This is a genomic window from Paracoccus sp. pheM1 (genome assembly GCF_018499825.1).
In the GTDB taxonomy this organism is placed as follows: domain Bacteria; phylum Pseudomonadota; class Alphaproteobacteria; order Rhodobacterales; family Rhodobacteraceae; genus Paracoccus; species Paracoccus versutus.
This window is the reverse complement of the sequence record NZ_JAGXCX010000002.1, coordinates 1,219,059-1,236,303: the sequence shown is the minus strand read 5'-3', so window position 1 is coordinate 1,236,303 and position 17,245 is coordinate 1,219,059. Positions and strand designations below refer to the sequence as shown.

The 17,245-nt window shown below is 67.8% G+C and carries 15 protein-coding genes and 1 tRNA gene; 10 read left to right on the top strand and 6 right to left on the bottom strand.

Annotation, left to right across the window (positions count from 1 at the left end; translation table 11 throughout):
* Nucleotides 1-130 precede the first annotated feature (130 nt).
* Nucleotides 131-1,129: a LacI family DNA-binding transcriptional regulator gene (locus KF941_RS20190; RefSeq protein ID WP_240540499.1), complete on the top strand. Its 999-nt coding sequence runs from the start codon at nucleotides 131-133 to the stop codon at nucleotides 1,127-1,129.
* A gap of 13 nt (nucleotides 1,130-1,142) precedes the next feature.
* On the opposite strand, the gene KF941_RS20185 is transcribed toward KF941_RS20190, so the two are convergent.
* The 5 genes from KF941_RS20185 to KF941_RS20165 all read right to left on the bottom strand — a co-directional run bounded on the left by KF941_RS20185 (nucleotide 1,143) and on the right by KF941_RS20165 (nucleotide 6,942).
* Nucleotides 1,143-3,455 (bottom strand): Tex family protein, encoded by a 2,313-nt coding sequence (locus tag KF941_RS20185; protein ID WP_214274341.1) that lies wholly within the window; start codon nucleotides 3,453-3,455, stop codon nucleotides 1,143-1,145.
* 72 nt (nucleotides 3,456-3,527) lie between these two features.
* On the bottom strand, nucleotides 3,528-3,971 hold the full coding sequence (locus tag KF941_RS20180) for a hypothetical protein (RefSeq protein ID WP_240540498.1): 444 nt from the start codon (nucleotides 3,969-3,971) through the stop codon (nucleotides 3,528-3,530).
* 500 nt (nucleotides 3,972-4,471) lie between these two features.
* Nucleotides 4,472-4,660: a hypothetical protein gene (locus KF941_RS20175; RefSeq protein ID WP_114537608.1), complete on the bottom strand. Its 189-nt coding sequence runs from the start codon at nucleotides 4,658-4,660 to the stop codon at nucleotides 4,472-4,474.
* A gap of 445 nt (nucleotides 4,661-5,105) precedes the next feature.
* Nucleotides 5,106-5,190, bottom strand: a tRNA-Leu gene (locus tag KF941_RS20170).
* A 48-nt stretch (nucleotides 5,191-5,238) separates the two neighbouring features.
* Nucleotides 5,239-6,942: an NAD(P)H-hydrate epimerase gene (locus KF941_RS20165; protein WP_214274340.1), complete on the bottom strand. Its 1,704-nt coding sequence runs from the start codon at nucleotides 6,940-6,942 to the stop codon at nucleotides 5,239-5,241.
* 154 nt (nucleotides 6,943-7,096) lie between these two features.
* Here KF941_RS20165 and KF941_RS20160 point away from each other — a divergent pair, with 154 nt between their 5' ends.
* From KF941_RS20160 to gap, 7 genes are all read left to right on the top strand, one after another.
* Entirely contained in the window at nucleotides 7,097-7,435 is a 339-nt protein-coding gene (locus KF941_RS20160) for a P-II family nitrogen regulator (protein WP_036760069.1), read from the top strand.
* A gap of 79 nt (nucleotides 7,436-7,514) precedes the next feature.
* Nucleotides 7,515-8,921 carry a type I glutamate--ammonia ligase gene (gene glnA / locus KF941_RS20155; RefSeq protein WP_116220515.1) on the top strand — a complete coding sequence of 469 codons (1,407 nt, stop codon included), beginning with the start codon at nucleotides 7,515-7,517 and terminating at the stop codon, nucleotides 8,919-8,921.
* A gap of 582 nt (nucleotides 8,922-9,503) precedes the next feature.
* Nucleotides 9,504-10,697: a Hint domain-containing protein gene (locus tag KF941_RS20150; RefSeq protein ID WP_214274339.1), complete on the top strand. Its 1,194-nt coding sequence runs from the start codon at nucleotides 9,504-9,506 to the stop codon at nucleotides 10,695-10,697.
* Nucleotides 10,698-10,796: 99 nt separating this feature from the next.
* Nucleotides 10,797-12,113, top strand: a complete 1,317-nt coding sequence (gene purB, locus KF941_RS20145) for an adenylosuccinate lyase (RefSeq protein WP_036760074.1) — start codon at nucleotides 10,797-10,799, stop codon at nucleotides 12,111-12,113.
* Between the two features lie 60 nt (nucleotides 12,114-12,173).
* Complete coding sequence (locus KF941_RS20140; RefSeq protein WP_214274338.1) at nucleotides 12,174-13,232, top strand: FliG C-terminal domain-containing protein; 1,059 nt, start codon at nucleotides 12,174-12,176, stop codon at nucleotides 13,230-13,232.
* A gap of 214 nt (nucleotides 13,233-13,446) precedes the next feature.
* Nucleotides 13,447-13,590, top strand: coding sequence for a hypothetical protein (locus KF941_RS20135; protein WP_036760079.1), 144 nt, complete (start codon nucleotides 13,447-13,449; stop codon nucleotides 13,588-13,590).
* A 238-nt stretch (nucleotides 13,591-13,828) separates the two neighbouring features.
* Nucleotides 13,829-14,830: a type I glyceraldehyde-3-phosphate dehydrogenase gene (gap, locus tag KF941_RS20130; protein ID WP_036760081.1), complete on the top strand. Its 1,002-nt coding sequence runs from the start codon at nucleotides 13,829-13,831 to the stop codon at nucleotides 14,828-14,830.
* Nucleotides 14,831-14,928: 98 nt separating this feature from the next.
* On the opposite strand, the gene KF941_RS20125 is transcribed toward gap, so the two are convergent.
* Nucleotides 14,929-15,243: an antibiotic ABC transporter gene (locus KF941_RS20125; RefSeq protein WP_083539132.1), complete on the bottom strand. Its 315-nt coding sequence runs from the start codon at nucleotides 15,241-15,243 to the stop codon at nucleotides 14,929-14,931.
* A gap of 128 nt (nucleotides 15,244-15,371) precedes the next feature.
* Here KF941_RS20125 and pyrC point away from each other — a divergent pair, with 128 nt between their 5' ends.
* Together pyrC and KF941_RS20115 are read left to right on the top strand one after the other, a co-directional pair.
* Complete coding sequence (pyrC, locus tag KF941_RS20120) at nucleotides 15,372-16,415, top strand: dihydroorotase (protein WP_072462484.1); 1,044 nt, start codon at nucleotides 15,372-15,374, stop codon at nucleotides 16,413-16,415.
* Nucleotides 16,412-17,083 carry an orotate phosphoribosyltransferase gene (locus KF941_RS20115; RefSeq protein ID WP_036760086.1) on the top strand — a complete coding sequence of 224 codons (672 nt, stop codon included), beginning with the start codon at nucleotides 16,412-16,414 and terminating at the stop codon, nucleotides 17,081-17,083. Before pyrC ends, KF941_RS20115 begins: the two co-directional genes overlap by 4 nt.
* The last annotated feature ends 162 nt before the right edge of the window (nucleotides 17,084-17,245 follow it).

Genomic DNA, 17,245 nt, shown 5'->3' with positions numbered 1-17,245 from the left:
GTTTACATTTATGCAAATCGTTTTGCTTGCCTCCGAAATACCACGCGGCGCGATTCGTGCAAATCGTTTTGTTGCCTCCGGTGCGGCGATGCTGCTAGCCTTGCCGCGAAAAGCGGCGAATGAGGACGCATTGCGCAAGCCCACCATATCGGATCTGGCCAGGGCCGCGGGGGTGTCGGTCACGACCGTTTCCCATGCCTTCAGCGGCCGCCGCCACGTCGACCCCGAGACCCGCAAGCGCATCCACGCCATCGCCGAGGAGATCGGCTATCACCCCAGCAGCATGGCGCGGGCGCTGCGCAGCGGCCGCAGCGGCACCATCGCGCTGGCCTCCTCGATGCCCTTCGCCATTGCCGCCGGGCCGTCGCGGCTGGGCTTCCTGATGGAGATCGCAGCCTCGGCCGCGATGTCGGCATTGACCCGCCAGCTGGCGCTGTGCCTGATCCCGCCGCATCCGGCGATCCGCAGCCAGGGCTCGGTCGCCTTCGACGGGGTGATCCTGGTCGAGCCCATGCGCGACGACCCGCTGGTCGCCCTGTTCGAGCAGCGCAAGATCCCCGTCGTCTCCATCGGCACCGTGCCGGGCCGGCCCGACATTCCCGCCGTCAACATCCGCTCGCGGGAAACCGCGCTGCTGCTGCTGGACCATCTGGCGCAGCAGGGTTGCCGCCATGTCGCCGCGCTGGTCGGCGCGACCCCGCGCACCAGCCAGATCGAGGCCGCAGAGGCCTATCGCGCCTTCGTCGCCCGGCGCGGCCAGCAAGCCACCCTGGTCGCCCTGGACGAGGAAGAGGGCGAGGAGATCGCCTATCGCGAAACCCTGCGCCTGCTGCGCGCGGACCCCTCGATCGACGGGATATTCGCCGCCATCGACGCCTTTGCCAGCGGCGCGGTGCGCGCGGCGCATGAGCTGGGGCTGGCGATGCCCCGGCAATTGCGCATCGCCACCCGCTATGACGGGCTGCGGGCGAAGCTGTCCGATCCGCCGCTGACCGCCCTGGACCTGCATCTTCCAGCGATCGCCGAGCAGGCGGTCCACCTGCTGCTGGACCGGATCGAGGGGACCGGCCGCAGGGTCGATGCGGACCTGCCGGATCTGGTCCCCCGGCGATCCTCGGTGCCGGACTAGGCGACCGGCCCGCTCAGTTCTTGCGCAGCGCGTTCAGCAGCGCCGCGCCCAGGGCGCCCGGCTGTTCCTTGCCGGCGGGGGCGGCGGATTTCGGACCGCGCGCCGGCTGGGCCTTGGGGCCGCGCTCCTTCTGCGCATCCCTGGCGCTGGCGCCGCCGTCCTTGCGCATGGTCAGGCCGATGCGCTTGCGGGCCACGTCCACCTCGGTCACGCGCACCTTGACCACGTCGCCGACCTTCACCACCTCGTTCGGATCCTTCACGAAACGGTCGGCCAGCTGGCTGATATGCACCAGCCCGTCCTGATGCACGCCGATGTCGACGAAGGCGCCGAAGGCCGCCACATTCGTCACCGTGCCCTCCAGGGCCATGCCGGGGCGCAGGTCCTTGATATCCTCGACCCCTTCGGCAAAGCTTGCCGTGACGAAGCTCGGGCGCGGGTCGCGGCCGGGCTTTTCCAGTTCCGACAGGATGTCGCGGATGGTGGGCAGGCCGAAATGCTCATCGACAAAGGCTTCCGCCCGGATGTCCTTCAGCGCCGCGCCATTGCCCATGATCTGGCGGATGTCGCGGCCGCAGGCGGCGACGATCCGGCGGGCGACGCCGTAAGCCTCGGGATGGACGGCCGAGGCGTCCAGCGGCTCGTCGCCCTCGCGGATGCGCAGGAAGCCCGCGCATTGCTCGAAGGCGCGCGGGCCAAGCCCCGTCACCTTCTTCAAGGCCGCGCGCGAGCGGAAGGCGCCCGAGGCATCGCGATGCGCGACGATGTTCTGCGCCAGCGACGGCCCCAGCCCGGCGACATGCGCCAAGAGCGGCGCCGAGGCGGTGTTCAGGTCCACCCCCACCGCGTTCACCGCATCCTCGACCACCGCCTCCAGCGTTTTCGCCAGCTGCCGCTGGTCCACGTCATGCTGATACTGGCCGACGCCGATGGATTCGGGCGGCACCTTGACCAGCTCGGCCAGCGGATCCTGCAAGCGCCGGGCGATGGACACCGCACCGCGCAGCGACACGTCGAGGCCGGGGAACTCCTTGGCCGCCAGTTCCGAGGCCGAATAGACCGAGGCGCCGGCCTCGGACACGATCACCTTCACTGGCTGCTTCACCCCCTCGGGCAGGCGTTTCAGCACCTCGGCCACGAAACGCTCGGTCTCGCGGCTGGCGGTGCCGTTGCCGATGGCGATCAGCTCGATCTTGTGGCGGGTGATGGCGGCGGCCAGCGCGGCTTCCGCCCCGCGCAGGTCGGATTTCGGCGGAAAGGGATAGAGCGTCGCCGTCTCGACCAGCTTGCCGGTGCCGTCCACCGCGGCCAGCTTGACCCCGGTGCGGATGCCGGGGTCAAGCCCGATGGTCGCGCGCGGCCCGGCGGGCGAGGCCAGCAGCAGGTCGCGCAGGTTGCGGGCAAAGACCCGGATCGCCTCGGCATGGGCGCGGGTGCGCAATTCGGTCAGCAGGTCGATATACATCGTGTTCGACAGCCGCACCCGCCAGCACCAGCCCGCCACCTTGCGCAGCCACCTGTCGCCCGGCTGGTCGCCCAGCCGACCCAGCGCCGAGGCGACGATGCCCTCGGCCCGCGCCGCGCCGGTTTCCGGCTCGGGCGCGATCTCGATGGTCAGCACCTCTTCCTTGGCGCCGCGCAGGATCGCCAGCGCCCGATGCGCCGGGATCGCGGCCCATTTCTCGGACTGGTCGAAATAATCGCTGAACTTGGCGCCGACCTGCTCCTTGCCCGGCACCACCTTGGCGGAAATGATCGCCTCGGCCTGCATGAATTCGCGCAGCCGGCCCAGCAGCGCCGCATTCTCGGACAGTTCCTCGACCAGGATGTCGCGCGCGCCCTCCAGCGCCGATTTCACATCCGGCACCGCCTCGGTCAGATAGCCCGCCGCCAGCGCCTCGGGCTCGGGGCTGCGGTTCTCCTGGATGGCGCGCAGCAGCGGCTCCAGCCCGTTTTCGCGCGCGATCATCGCCTTGGTGCGCCGCTTGGGCTTGAAGGGCAGGTAGATGTCTTCCAGCGTGGCCTTGGTCTCGGCCCCGGCAATGGCGCGGGCCAGATCCTCGGTCAGCTTGCCCTGGCCGCGGATCGTATCCAGGATCGCCGCCCGCCGCGCCTCGAGTTCGCGCAGATAGGCCAGCCGTTCGGCCAGCGTGCGCAGCTGCGTGTCGTCCAGCCCGCCCGTGACCTCCTTGCGATAGCGCGCGACGAAGGGAACCGTCGCGCCCCCGTCCAAGAGGCCGGTCGCCGCCGCCACCTGGGCGGGGCTGGCGCTGATCTCGGCGGCGATGGTGCGGGCAATGCGGTCGGTCGCGTCCACGGGCGGCATCCTCTGCTGACTGGAACGCCGTCTTAGACAAAACCGGCCGCCGATCCAAGCGTCCCGGCGCCGCCGTCCCGTTCAGGACAGGCGCATCGCCGCGCGCATCCGCTTTTCGAACTGCGGGTCAAGGCGCGGCAAGCGCATGTCGCCCTTGGTCGTCTCCATCGCGCACCACAGGTTCGCGATGGCGGTCCAGTTCAGGCCCAGGGGCTCGTCGCCGGTTTCGACCAGTTGCAGCCGCCCACCCAGCCGGCGGAAGGCCATGCCCCTCAGCAGGGCATTGGCGTGCAGCAGCACCTCGTCGGCCAGCTCGTCGTCGAACTGCGCCTCGGCCATGGCGACGAACCCCGAGGGATCGCCTTCGATGGAAAGGGTCTGCGCCTCGATCAGGTAGCTTTCGCAGATCGAGAACCCCTGCTCGCACCAGTCCGCCACCGAGCCCGAGAAGCTTCGGCTGCCGACCCCGATTCCCGGAACCTGAAGAAAGCTCAGGCAACCGTTGTCGCCAGGGGTATAATGCATGCCAGCGGCATGCGTGGCCTTGCCATTCACCAACATCACTCACCAACCAACAATAGAGATCACGCAATGACTTACAATTAAAACGATCTGTTCGGTTTAGGCCAGTTGCCCTTTAAGACAGGTTAACAATTTCTTAACAGCGGCGCGTCAATACGTTGTTTTTACTTGATTTTAATAAGCGCCCTGCGCGGCGGTGGCGAACACCCCCAGGTTGCGATGGATTCGCGGGGCCCTGTCTTTCCTTGCCGCAGGGTCATCCGGGGCCGGCGGCTTCGGCCGACCCGCGCTTGCGGCCGGCCCGCCGGGGCAGCCCCCGCGCGGGAATCAACAAAACGGGAAAGCCCCGCCGCAAATGGGCAGGACCGTTCCTTTCGGCTTTTGGGCCTTGGATATGCCGGAAAAAAAGCACGGCTGCCGCCTGCGCGGATGCGCTGGCGGCTTGACAGGCAGGCCAGCCCCGCGGCTGATTGCCTGCCCTGCGGGCTGGCGCCCGGCGCTTGCTAGCCCATGTTGTCCTTCAGCTTCCCGGCGACATACCAGGTGATGGGCAAGGCGATGATCGCACCCCCGGCGGCGGCCAGAAGGATGGCGCGCAGATCGTAAAATCCCATCGCCAGGACGATGATCACGCCGATCCCGGCGAGCGTCGTCAGGCTGATGGACAACAGAAGCATGAAAAGACGGGTCATTTCCACCCCCAGACCAGTTACCATGCCCTGTAGGGCACATCCGGCCGCGACGCGCTTTGACGGGGATCAAACTGGCCAAGGAAGAATCCGGCCCGGCTGCGCGCCCATCGCAAGGAACGCCCCCGGATCAGCCGCCACATGGGCCCGCTCGGGCAGCGGGCTGTAGAGGACATGCGCGAGAAGATCGGCGCCCTGGATGACGCCGGCCGGCTGGTGATCCACGGCGGGCGATATGCCGAAGCTGGGGAGTATTCAGCCCCTCACCGGGCACAAGACGCCCGCCCTGGTCTGGAAGTTCCGGTCCCAGGCCAACCGAAAGCGCGAGCCAAAGGCGGCGCAACGCCGCCGGGAACCGAACATGACCGCGCCGAAAATGTGCCGAAACGCCTTGAGCCGAGGGCCGGCACCATTGCGATCGCAGGCGGATTATCGTCTGCTTTCAAAATGGTGCGGGTGGAGGGACTTGAACCCCCACGCCTTGCGGCGCCAGAACCTAAATCTGGTGCGTCTGCCAATTTCGCCACACCCGCAATGGCGCGCTGTCTAGCAAAGCCACCGCCCACATGCGAGGGGTAATTTCAGACTCCCATCCCACGCAGCACGGCGGGCAGCGCCTCGGGCAGATCGTCGGCGATCAGACCGGGACCGAAGCGACGCGCCGCCTCGGCATGAAGCCGGGCGCCGGTTGCCGCCGCCTCCAGCCCCGGCAGGCCGCGGGCCAGGAGGCCGGCGATGATCCCCGCCAGCACATCGCCCGCGCCCGCCGTCGCCAGCCAGGGCACGTCGAAGGCGGAATGGATGCAAGCCCGCCCGTCGGGGGCGGCGATCACCGTGTCGGGGCCCTTCAGCAGCACGACGGCGCCGCTGCGCGCGGCCGCGTCGCGGGCGGCGTCGAGCCGCGAATAAAGCGGGCCGCGCATTTTTGCCAATTCCTCGCGATAGGCCGCATGTTCCGCCAGGAACCGCGCCATCCGCGCCGGATCGGACGCCTGGGCATCACCGATGCCGGCAGGCGCAGGCGGATGGTCAAGGCGCGCGGCAAGATCGGGAAAGACGCGCCCGAACTCGCCCGCATGGGGGGTCAGCACGCAGTTCTCGTGCAGCACCGCCATCAGGCCGGGGTCGCGGGACAGGGCGGTCAGCGCATCGGCATCCAGCACCGCCGCCCGCCCCGCGCCCAGGATCGCGGGCAGCAGCACCGCCGCGCGCTCGACCCCGCAGCCGGGACCGATGCAGAGCGCGTTGATCCGGCGGTCCGCCAGCATGTCCTGCAGCCCGGCCGGATCGTCGATTCCCCGGCGCATCAGCGCATCGGGCGGGCCGGCATGGGCCGGCAGGGCCTCGGCCGGCGGCGCAAGCGTCACCAGGCCCGCGCCGATGCGCAGGGCGGCGCGGGCCGACAGGCGCCCCGCCCCACCCCTGCCCGGCCCCCCGGCAACGACCAGCGCATGGCCGTGGCTGAACTTGTGGGGATGCGAGGACGACCGCTTGGCAAGCCGGTCGGCCAGCACCGTGCCAGACCGGGCGTCGGGAATATCGAACGGGGGCCAGATGCCGGTCAGCCGGGCGGGCCGGAACCCGCGGCCGTCGATGTTGCGCTCTCTCCAATGCCGCAGGCCGATGTCGGCGACGACCAGCTCGCCGCAGCATTCCGGCCCGCGTTCCAGCAGATGCCCCGGCTTGGGGCTGTCGAAGGCAACGGTCAGCCGGGCGCGCAGGTCGAAATCGCCCGGCTCGCGCGGCCGGCCGGGAAAGGCGCCGCTGTCGAGGCACAATCCGCTGGGGCAGTCCACCGCCACCAGCCGTTCGCGGAAGAACGCCCAATCGCCGCCCGAGCCGCCCAGATGATCCAGGATCGCGGCGATCTCGCCCTCGGGCGCGCGGGTCAGGCCGGTGCCGAAGATCGCGTCCACATAGACATCCGCATCGGGGCCCTCGCGCAGGGCGTCCTCGGTCAGGGGCAGGATCGGGCCCAACGCCCGCCATTCGGCCTTCATCCGGGCCGCATCCGCGCCGGCGGCATTGTCCATGCCCAGCACCCGCAGCTGCCAGCCCGCCCGGTGCAGGTGCCGCGCGACCACATAGCCGTCGCCGCCGTTGTTGCCCGGCCCGCACAGCACCACCGCCAGGCCCGCCTTGGGCCAGCGCAGCCGGATCTGCCCGGCGACGGCGCAGCCGGCACGCTCCATCAACTCTGCGCCCGTGACCCGGCCGCTGGCCATCGCGGCAGATTCGATGGCGCGCATTTGAGCGGTCGTCAGGATTTCGGTGCCGTGAAACATGGTGACTGCCTAAATTATCATCGTTCTGCACGAAATATACGCATATCGGCCGGGCAAATGCGATCGGCCGCATGATCCTGGCCTTGCCCCATTTACCCGCATCATCAAACCCGCCAATCAGGTCGCAGGCAAGTCGCGAGAGAAGGATCAGGCGATGAAGAAAGTCGAAGCCATCATCAAGCCCTTCAAACTGGACGATGTGAAAGAGGCACTTCAGGAAGTCGGCGTCCAGGGCCTCTCGGTCACCGAGGTCAAGGGCTTTGGCCGGCAGAAGGGCCATACCGAGCTTTATCGCGGCGCGGAATATGTCGTGGACTTCCTGCCCAAGGTGAAGATCGAGATGGTGCTGCCCGACGACCTGGTCGAGGCCGCCGTCGACGCCATCATCTCGGCCGCGCGCACCGAGAAGATCGGCGACGGCAAGATCTTCATCATCCCGGTCGAACAGGCCATCCGCATCCGCACCGGCGAGACCGGCGACGACGCGGTCTGATCCCGCCCGACCCGCAACAAGAAACCGATGACCCCAGCCCCGCGGCGGCGCCGGGCAGACTGATGGAGGAAGGATCCCAATGACAGTCAAGGACGTTCTGGATCTGATGAAGACGGAAGAGGTCGAATATGTCGACGTCCGCTTCACCGATCCCAAGGGCAAGTTGCAGCACGTGACGCTGGTCGCCGACCTGGTGGACGAGGACTTCTTCGAGGAAGGCTTCATGTTCGACGGCTCCTCGATCGCCGGCTGGAAGTCCATCGACCAGTCCGACATGAAGCTGATGCCGGACGCCTCCTCGGCCTATATCGACCCGTTCTATGCCGAAAAGACCCTCTGCGTGCATTGCAACGTGGTCGAGCCCGACACGGGCGAGCCCTATGCCCGCGACCCGCGCGGCACCGCGCTGAAGGCCGAGGCCTATCTGAAATCCAGCGGAATCGGCGATGCGGCCTATTTCGGTCCCGAGGCCGAGTTCTTCCTGTTCGACGACGTGCGCTATTCGGTCACGCCGCAGAAGGTCTCGTTCGAACTCGACTCGGTCGATGCCGCCTGGAACACCGACACCGTCTACGAGGACGGCAACCTCGCCCATCGCGCGGCCCACAAGGGCGGCTATTTCCCGGTGAACCCGATCGACGCCGCCCAGGACATCCGCGGCGAGATGCTGTCGACCATGAAGCGCATGGGCATCAAGGTCGACAAGCACCACCACGAGGTCGCCACCGCCCAGCACGAGCTGGGGATGATCTTCGGCGGGCTGGTCGAGCAGGCCGACAACATCCAGAAATACAAATACGTCATCCACAACGTCGCCGCCGCCTATGGCAAGACCGCGACCTTCATGCCCAAGCCGATGAAGGGCGACAACGGCTCCGGGATGCACGTGAACATGTCGATCTGGAAGGACGGCAAGCCGCTGTTTGCCGGCGACAAATATGCCGACCTGTCGCAAGAGGCGCTGTGGTTCATCGGCGGGGTGCTCAAGCACGCCAAGGCGCTGAACGCGCTGACCAACCCCGCGACCAACAGCTACAAGCGGCTGATCCCCGGCTTCGAGGCCCCGGTGCTGCGCGCCTATTCCGCCCGCAACCGCTCGGGCTGCGTGCGCATTCCGTGGACCGAGTCGCCCAAGGCCAAGCGCGTCGAGGCCCGCTTCCCCGACCCGGCGGCCAACCCCTACCTGGCCTTTGCGGCGCTGCTGATGGCCGGCCTTGACGGCATCAAGAACAAGATCGACCCGGGCCCGGCCTCGGACAAGGATCTCTACGACCTGCCGCCGGAAGAGCTGGCCGAGATCCCGACCGTCTGCGGCAGCCTGCGCGAGGCGCTGGAGGAGCTGGAGAAGGACATGGACTTCCTGCTGGCCGGCGACGTCTTCACCCGCGACCAGTTGGAAGGCTACATCAAGCTGAAATGGGAAGAGGTCTATGCCTATGAGCATACCCCCCATCCCATCGAATATGCGATGTATTACAGCTGCTGAGCCGCAGCCCGGAACGAACCGGAAAGCCGCCCTTCGGGGCGGCTTTTTCATTTCCCGATCCAGGAAACCAGCAATCCGGCGCCGCGGGTCGGCAGGCTCTGGAACCCCGCAGATCCAAGGGCGGGGGCGGGCCGGAGCCACGATCGCCTCAGCACAGCAGCAACGTCTTGCTGGAGCCCAGAGCCGCGACAGCGCGGCGCGCCGTTGCTTCCGAAAGGATTGCACGGCAGATCCGCATCACGGCGAAGCCAAGCCACCCAACGGCCGGACTTATCGCCCGATTTCCGCGCCGCCAGCCCGTCCCTGCAGCGCTTGTCGATAAGGGCGGGCCGGGGGCTGGCCCGGCTGATCGACCGCAGATGCCGGAACATTCGGCGCCCTGCACCGGGGGCAATCGGCAATTAGTTCAATTTGTCTGCAAAATGGATGGAAATCCGAACGCGAAACCGGCTACAGTGATCCTGTGCCAGACGCATGGCGTTTTGGTTGCAAAACGTGCGGTCATCCGTCCTCTGGGGTCGGCGGATGGCTGGTTTCCAGCCTACGGCATGGGCGCAGCCCTGCCTGTTACAGGATCTTAGAATGCCTTATTTCACCAAAATACCCGACGCGACCATCGACCTGGAGGCCGAGACCCCGGTCCTGGTTCTGGGGAACAATCTTCTGCTGAACGAACTCAGCGGCTCCACCCAGTTCACCCAGTACGACGTGGATGAACCCCACGGCACCACACTGTCCCGAGGGGACGACATCTCGCTGGTGGATGGCGAGGGCGATCCGCTGCTGTCGGGCGGCACCTTCGCCGGCACCGGCACGCTGTCCACGGCGGCCGTGGGACTGACCGTCAAGCTCCTCGGCATCGAGCTGGCCTCGCTGACGGTCCAGGTCAACCCGATCGGCGGCTCTTTCGTCGTGAAGGGCGAAGACACCTATTTCGTCACCGACCAGCCCCTGACCGAGGACCATATCAGCGTCAAGATCACCGGCACCGTCGCTGGACTACCGCTCACCCTGGCGGATGTGAACATCTCGGACCTTGGCGGTTCGTTGACCGGCGACGTTCTTGCGGCGGTGCAGAATCTTCTCGACACCATCGTCGTCAACGTCGCCTACAATCCCGCCGGCACGCTGGTCCTTGACGACGACGACGTCTTTCCCTGCTTCACCGCCGGCACGCTGATCGACACGCCCCAGGGCCCGGTTCCGGTCGAAAGCCTGTCGGTCGGCGACCTGGTGCTGACGGCCGACCACGGCCCCCAGCCGGTCCGCTGGATCGGGCGCCGCCGCTTTGCCGCGCATCGGCTTGCCGCCCATGGCGCCCGGCTGACGCCCGTCCGCATCAGGGCCGGGGCGGTGGGGCCGGACATGCCCTCGGCGGACCTGGTCGTCTCGCCGCAGCACCGGATCCTGCTGCGCTCGCGCGTCGCCCTGCGGATGTTCGGCACCGACGAGATCCTGGTCGCCGCCAAGCAGCTTTTGCAGATCGAGGGCGTCGATCTGGCCACGGACCTGGCCGAGGTGGAATATGTCCATATCCTCTTCGACCAGCACGAGGTGGTCCGGGCCAACGGCACCGCGACCGAGTCGCTGTATCTGGGCCCGCAGGCCCTTGCCGCCCTGCCCGCCACGGCGGTCGAGGAAATCCTCGCCATCTTCCCCGAGCTGACCGAGCGCACCCATGCCCCCGCGGGGGCGCGGATGCTGGCCTCGGGGCGCAAGGCGCGCAAGCTGGCGCATCGCCATTCGAAGAACGGCCAGCCGCTCGTCCTGGCCTGAATCGGCAACAGCCGCGCAGGGGCCGCCGCGGCCCCTGCCGCCGCGGTTGCGGGTCCGGGGCCTTGCCGCTAAAACCCCGGCAAACCCAAGGAGCCCTGCATGATCCCGCGCTATGCCCGTCCCGAAATGGTCGCCATCTGGTCGCCCGAGACCAAGTTCCGCATCTGGTACGAGATCGAGGCGCATGCCTGCGACGCCCAGGCCGACCTTGGCGTGATCCCGCGCGAGAATGCCGAGGCCGTCTGGAAGGCCCGGGACGTGGAGTTCGACGTCGCCCGCATCGACGAGATCGAGGCCGTGACCAAGCATGACGTCATCGCCTTCCTGACCCACCTGGCCGAGCATATCGGCGCCGAGGAGGCGCGCTTCGTCCACCAGGGCATGACCAGCTCGGACGTGCTGGACACCACGCTGAACGTGCAGCTGGTGCGCGCCGCCGACATCCTGCTGGCCGACATGGACAAGGTGCTGGCCGCGCTGAAGAAACGCGCCTACGAGCACAAGGACACCGTCCGCATCGGCCGCAGCCACGGCATCCATGCCGAGCCGACGACCATGGGCCTGACCTTCGCCCGCTTCTACGCCGAGATGGCGCGGGGCCGCGAACGCCTGCTGCGCGCCCGCGAGGAAGTGGCGACCGGCGCCATTTCCGGCGCGGTCGGCACCTTCGCCAACATCGACCCCGCGGTCGAAGAGCATGTCTGCGCCAAGATGGGCCTCTCGCCCGAGCCGATCAGCACCCAGGTCATCCCGCGCGACCGCCACGCCATGTTCTTCGCCACGCTGGGCGTCATCGCCAGCTCGATCGAGAACATCGCCATCGAGATCCGCCACATGCAGCGCACCGAGGTGCTGGAGGCCGAGGAATATTTCAGCCCCGGCCAGAAGGGCAGCTCGGCCATGCCGCATAAGCGGAACCCGGTGCTGACCGAGAACCTGACCGGCCTTGCCCGCCTTGTGCGCATGGCCGTGGTGCCGGCGATGGAGAACGTGGCGCTGTGGCACGAACGCGACATCAGCCATTCCTCGGTCGAGCGCGGCATCGCCCCGGATGCGACCATCACCCTGGACTTCGCCCTGAACCGCCTGGCCGGCGTGATCGAAAAGCTGGTGGTCTACCCCGAGAACATGCTCAGGAACATGAACAAGTTCAAGGGGCTGGTCATGTCGCAGCGCGTGCTGCTGGCCCTGACCCAGGCCGGCGTCAGCCGCGAGGACGCCTATCGCCTGGTCCAGCGCAACGCCATGAAGGTCTGGGAACAGGGCGCCGATTTCAAGACCGAGCTGCTGGCCGACGCCGAGGTGACGGCCGCGCTGTCCCCCGCCGAGATCGAGGAGAAATTCGACCTAGGCTATCACACCAAGCACGTGGACACGATTTTCGCCCGCGTCTTCGGCGAAAACGGCGCGCATTAACCCGGTGTTCGCTTTTTCCTGCCAGATTGCCCCCGACAGGTTTGGAATCGGGGGCAATCCATGGGTGTTCCGGCGCTCGGGGCGACGGCGGGGCTCAGTCCGCGGCAAAAGGCTGCGGTGATCGTGCGGCTGGTGCTGGCCGAGGGCGGGGACATCGACCTCGCCCGGCTGCCGCCGGAACTGCAGACCGACCTGGCGCAGGAAATGGCGCTGATGGGGATGATCGACCGCGAGACGCGCAATGCCATCGTGGCCGAGTTCTGCGACAGGCTGGAAGCGGTCGGCCTGTCCTTTCCAGGCGACATCGACGGCACGCTGGACCTGCTCGACGGGCATCTTTCGCCCGACACGACCGACCAGCTGCGGCGCATGGCGGCGCTCAACGGCGCCGGCAACCCCTGGGACAGCATCGCCGCCCTGCCCCCCGCGCTCTTGGCCGAACTGGCCCGCACCGAAGCGGTCGAGATCGGGGCGGTGATGTTTTCGAAACTGCCGGTGCCGCGCGCGGCCGAGGTGTTCGGCCTGCTCGAACAGGAACGCGCGCGCCAGATCGCCTATGCCATGTCGCTGACCGGCGGCATCACCCCCGAGGCGCTGCAACGCATCGGCCGGGCGCTGCTCCATGCCGCCGACGCCGTGCCGCAGCCGGCGCTGGAGGGCAAGGCGGGCGAAAAGGTCGGCGCGATCCTGAACTTCTCGCCCTCCAGCATGCGCGACGGCGTCCTGGCCGGGCTCGAGGACGACGATGCCGCCTTTGCCGGCGAGGTGCGCAAGACCATCTTCACCTGGGCGCATATCCCGCGCCGCATCGACCGGCGCGACATCGCCCGTATCCTGCGCGAGGTGGACAATCCCGTGCTGCTCAAGGCGCTGGCCGGCGCCCGCGGCCCGGCGCGCGAAACCGTGGATTTCCTGCTGGGCGGCATTTCCTCGCGCCTGGCCGAGTCGATGCGCGAAGAGATCGAGGCGCTCGGCAAGGTCTCGGCCCGCGACGCCGAGGAGGCGATGGACCAGGTCGTGGTCACGATCCGCCGCATGGAGGCGGCGGGCGACCTGTTCCTGATCGCCCAGGAAGCCGAGGAGGAAGCGGAAGAGGAACCGCAAGCCCCGCCCGGCTGACGGATCCCGCCCGCCGCAATCCGAAAACCCGCCGCAGGCTCGCCAAGGCCCCCCAAGGCCCGCAGCAAGGACGGCACGGACAGACGGCAGGGCCCCATGGCGCAAGGCGCGGTGCGGCGGCAGGCCGCAAAGGCTTGCCCGGCCCCGGCCTCTGCCCTAGCAGGGGGCGGGACGGCGCATCGCGCCGGGGGACGGCAGGGACGGGACGGATGGCATGACAAATCAGATCGCGCTCGTGCTGGGGCTCCTGGTCCTGGGCCTCTTCGCGGCGGATGCGCTGGTGCTGCATTGGAACCTGCCGCTGTTTCTGGGCAAGGCGTTCGCCAGCCTCATCGAATATCTCAGCTTCTGGCGCTGACGCCGGCACCGCGATTCGCCGCCCTGCAGCATTCGGCACCGCGGCAAGCGGCTTGCGCCGCCCGCGCCGGCCATCCCCGCCGCCGGCCGGGCGCAGCGGCAGCGACCATACGTCGCAACCATGCCCTCGGCACCCCCCTTTCCGCCGAGTTTCCGCCCCTTTCGCTTGCAGGCATTTGCATTCCCCCGGCGATGCGGGCTATTTGCAGCGCGAACATCATCAGCGGCGGAGGAAACCTATGGCTGTCAAGGTAGCGATCAACGGCTTTGGCCGGATCGGTCGGAACGTGCTGCGCGCGATCATCGAATCGGGGCGCAATGATATCGAGGTCGTGGCGATCAACGACCTGGGCCCGGTCGAAACCAATGCGCATCTGCTGCGCTACGACTCGGTCCACGGCCGCTTCCCCGCCCAGGTCACGGTTTCGGGCGATTCGATCGACGTCGGCCGCGGTCCGATCAAGGTCACGGCGATCCGCAACCCGGCCGACCTGCCCTGGGGCGACATCGACGTCATCATGGAATGCACCGGCATCTTCGCCTCCAAGGAAAAGGTGCAGCCGCACCTGTCGACCGGCGCCAAGCGGGTGCTGATCTCGGCCCCCGGCGACAATGCCGACAAGACCATCGTCTTCGGCGTGAACCACGACACGCTGACCAAGGACGACATCGTCGTCTCGAACGCCAGCTGCACGACGAACTGCCTGTCGCCGGTGGCCAAGGTGCTGAACGATTCGATCGGCATCGCCCGCGGCTTCATGACCACGATCCACAGCTATACCGGCGACCAGCCGACGCTCGACACCATGCACAAGGATCTGTATCGCGCCCGCGCCGCGGCGCTGTCGATGATCCCGACCTCGACCGGCGCGGCCAAGGCCGTGGGCCTGGTGCTGCCCGAACTCAAGGGCCGCCTGGACGGCGTGGCGATCCGCGTGCCGACGCCCAACGTCTCGGTCGTGGACCTGGTCTTCGAAGCCGCCCGCGACACCTCGGTCGAGGAAATCAACCAGGCCATCCGCGCCGCCGCCGACGGCCCGCTGAAGGGCATCCTGGGCTATACCGACGAGCCGCTGGTCTCCTCGGACTTCAACCACGACAGCCACAGCTCGGTCTTCCACATGGACCAGACCAAGGTGATGGAGGGCAAGCTTTGCCGCATCCTGACCTGGTATGACAACGAATGGGGCTTCTCGAACCGCATGTCCGACACCGCGGTCGCCATGGGCAAGCTGATCTGAGCCCACATCTGAACCCGCAAGGGCTCGATCCGAAAACCGAAACGCGCCCTCGCCGGGCGCGTTTTCATTTCCGGCGGACCGGCGCCGCCGGTCGCCCGTCAGTTCTTGCCCGAAAGGCGCCGCACATTGGCACGGGTGCGCTTGCGATAGGGCCGCAGCGCCGCCGCCATCACCCGGTCGGCCCGCTCGCCCCGCCCGGCGGCACGCAGCGCGGCCTGCAGCGCCTCGGAGGCGGCATCGGCCTTTTCCACCACCATGCGCTGCGGCTCGGCCGCGTCCTGGCGCACAAGCCCCATCATCCCCGCCGTCCGCAAGGCAATGACCATCTGCGATTCCCAGGCCATGCGCGCCATCTGCTGCCACAACAGCAGCGGCGCCTGCATCGCCGCATAATTCATCTTCCCGAAACCCATCACGAATTCCCTATGAACGAACAACAGGCGGGCAAGGCTGCGCCCATGGCGGGGAAATGCCAAGAGCCCCCGTGGACAGGATCTTTGCCCTATGGCCTTGCTGCCGCACCCGGTATAGAGGGAAAATCATGACCAAATCCGTGACGCTCCGACGCCCCGACGACTGGCACCTGCACCTGCGCGACGGCGCCATGTTGCAGGCAGTGGCTTCATTTTCCGGCCATTTCGGCCGGGCGATCATCATGCCGAACCTGGTGCCGCCGGTGGTGACAGGGGCGCAGGCCGCGGCCTATCGCGACCGCATCCGCGCCGCCCTGGCCCCGGAAATGACGTTGCGTCCCTTGATGACGCTCTACCTGACCGAAACCACCGATCCGGCCGATGTGCTGGCTGCCCATGCGCAGGGAATCATCTCGGCGGTCAAGCTCTACCCGGCCGGGGCGACCACCAATTCGGCCTCGGGCGTGCGCGATTTCGACAAGGTGCGCGGCGTGCTGGAGGCCATGGCCCAGGCCGGCATCCCGCTTTGCTTCCACGGCGAGGTCACGGACCCGGCGGTGGACATCTTCGACCGCGAGGCGGCGTTCATCGACCGCGTCCTGGAGCCGATCCGCCGCGCCACGCCCGGCCTGCGGGTGGTGATGGAACATATCACCACCTCGGACGGGGTGGATTACGTCGCGGGCAACGACGACATCGGCGCCACCATCACCACGCATCACCTGGTCATCAACCGAAACCACATCCTGGCGGGCGGCATCCGGCCGCATTACTACTGCCTGCCGGTCGCCAAGCGCGAGACGCACCGGCTGGCGCTGCGCCGCGCGGCGACCTCGGGGGACGCGCGCTTCTTCCTGGGCACCGATTCGGCGCCGCACCCGGACCGCGCCAAGGAATCGGCCTGCGGCTGCGCCGGCTGCTTCACCGCGCCCAACACCATGTCGATCCTGGCCCAGGTCTTCGAGGAGGAGGGCGCGCTCGACCGGCTGGAAGGCTTCACCTCGCTCCACGGCGCCGCTTTCTACCGCATGGAGCCCAACGAGGATCGCATCCGGCTGGTCAGGCGCGAGATACCCGCCGCATATCCGACCCATATCCCCGCCGGCGACGAAACCGTCACCGTCTTCGACCCCGGCTTCCCGCTCTACTGGCACCTCGAGGATCCCGCATGACCCTGCCCTTCCCCCCGCATGAGGAAATCGCCCGGCTGACCGCCCGCATGCTGCTGGAGATCAAGGCGGTGCATTTCAATGCGGCCGAGCCCTTCACCTATGCCTCGGGGCTGAAGGGGCCGACCTATATCGACTGCCGCAAGCTGATCAGCTTCCCGCGCATCCGCGCGACGCTGATGGACTTCCTGGCGGCGACCGTGCTGCGCGAGGCGGGCTTCGCCGCCTTCGACAACGTGGCCGGCGGCGAGACGGCGGGCATTCCCTTCGCCGCCTGGGTGGCCGAGCGGCTGGAGCTGCCGATGACCTATGTGCGCAAGAAGCCCAAGGGCTACGGCCGCAACGCCCGCATCGAGGGCGCCATGACCGAGGGCCAGCGCGTGCTGCTGGTCGAGGACCTGACCACCGACGGCGGCTCGAAGCTGAGCTTCGTCGACGCGATCCGCGAAACCGGCGCGACCTGCGGCCATACGGCGGTGATCTTCTACTACGGCATCTTCCCGGAAACCACGCAGCGCCTGGCGGACCACGGCGTCAGGCTGCACCATCTCTGCACCTGGTGGGACGTGCTGGCCGAGGCCAAGGCGCAGGGCTTCTACGACGAGGCGACGCTCTCCGAGGTCGAAAGCTTCCTGACCGATCCCCGCGCCTGGCAGGCCGCGCATCCCTGATCCGGCCGGCCCGGCTGCACGGTGGCAAGGGGTATTTGAGCAACGAAGAAGACCGGGGCGCCGCCCTGTCCTTCTCTGTTGGCCAAATACCCATGCCGCCCTTGCCACCCGTGCAGGCGCGGCATTCCGCCCACAGCTTATCCACAGCATATCCCGATGGAC

What these genes read in the sequence shown, in the direction of transcription:
- glnA (WP_116220515.1), top strand. Translation starts at nt 7,515, where the DNA reads ATGACAGTCAAGGACGTTCTGGATCTGATGAAGACGGAAGAGGTCGAA.
- KF941_RS20115 (WP_036760086.1), top strand. Translation starts at nt 16,412, where the DNA reads ATGACCCTGCCCTTCCCCCCGCATGAGGAAATCGCCCGGCTGACCGCC.
- KF941_RS20125 (WP_083539132.1), bottom strand. Translation starts at nt 15,243, where the DNA reads ATGGGTTTCGGGAAGATGAATTATGCGGCGATGCAGGCGCCGCTGCTG.
- pyrC (WP_072462484.1), top strand. Translation starts at nt 15,372, where the DNA reads ATGACCAAATCCGTGACGCTCCGACGCCCCGACGACTGGCACCTGCAC.
- KF941_RS20140 (WP_214274338.1), top strand. Translation starts at nt 12,174, where the DNA reads ATGGGTGTTCCGGCGCTCGGGGCGACGGCGGGGCTCAGTCCGCGGCAA.
- gap (WP_036760081.1), top strand. Translation starts at nt 13,829, where the DNA reads ATGGCTGTCAAGGTAGCGATCAACGGCTTTGGCCGGATCGGTCGGAAC.
- KF941_RS20160 (WP_036760069.1), top strand. Translation starts at nt 7,097, where the DNA reads ATGAAGAAAGTCGAAGCCATCATCAAGCCCTTCAAACTGGACGATGTG.
- KF941_RS20185 (WP_214274341.1), bottom strand. Translation starts at nt 3,455, where the DNA reads ATGCCGCCCGTGGACGCGACCGACCGCATTGCCCGCACCATCGCCGCC.
- KF941_RS20175 (WP_114537608.1), bottom strand. Translation starts at nt 4,660, where the DNA reads ATGACCCGTCTTTTCATGCTTCTGTTGTCCATCAGCCTGACGACGCTC.
- KF941_RS20135 (WP_036760079.1), top strand. Translation starts at nt 13,447, where the DNA reads ATGACAAATCAGATCGCGCTCGTGCTGGGGCTCCTGGTCCTGGGCCTC.
- KF941_RS20165 (WP_214274340.1), bottom strand. Translation starts at nt 6,942, where the DNA reads ATGTTTCACGGCACCGAAATCCTGACGACCGCTCAAATGCGCGCCATC.
- KF941_RS20180 (WP_240540498.1), bottom strand. Translation starts at nt 3,971, where the DNA reads ATGCATTATACCCCTGGCGACAACGGTTGCCTGAGCTTTCTTCAGGTT.
- purB (WP_036760074.1), top strand. Translation starts at nt 10,797, where the DNA reads ATGATCCCGCGCTATGCCCGTCCCGAAATGGTCGCCATCTGGTCGCCC.
- KF941_RS20150 (WP_214274339.1), top strand. Translation starts at nt 9,504, where the DNA reads ATGCCTTATTTCACCAAAATACCCGACGCGACCATCGACCTGGAGGCC.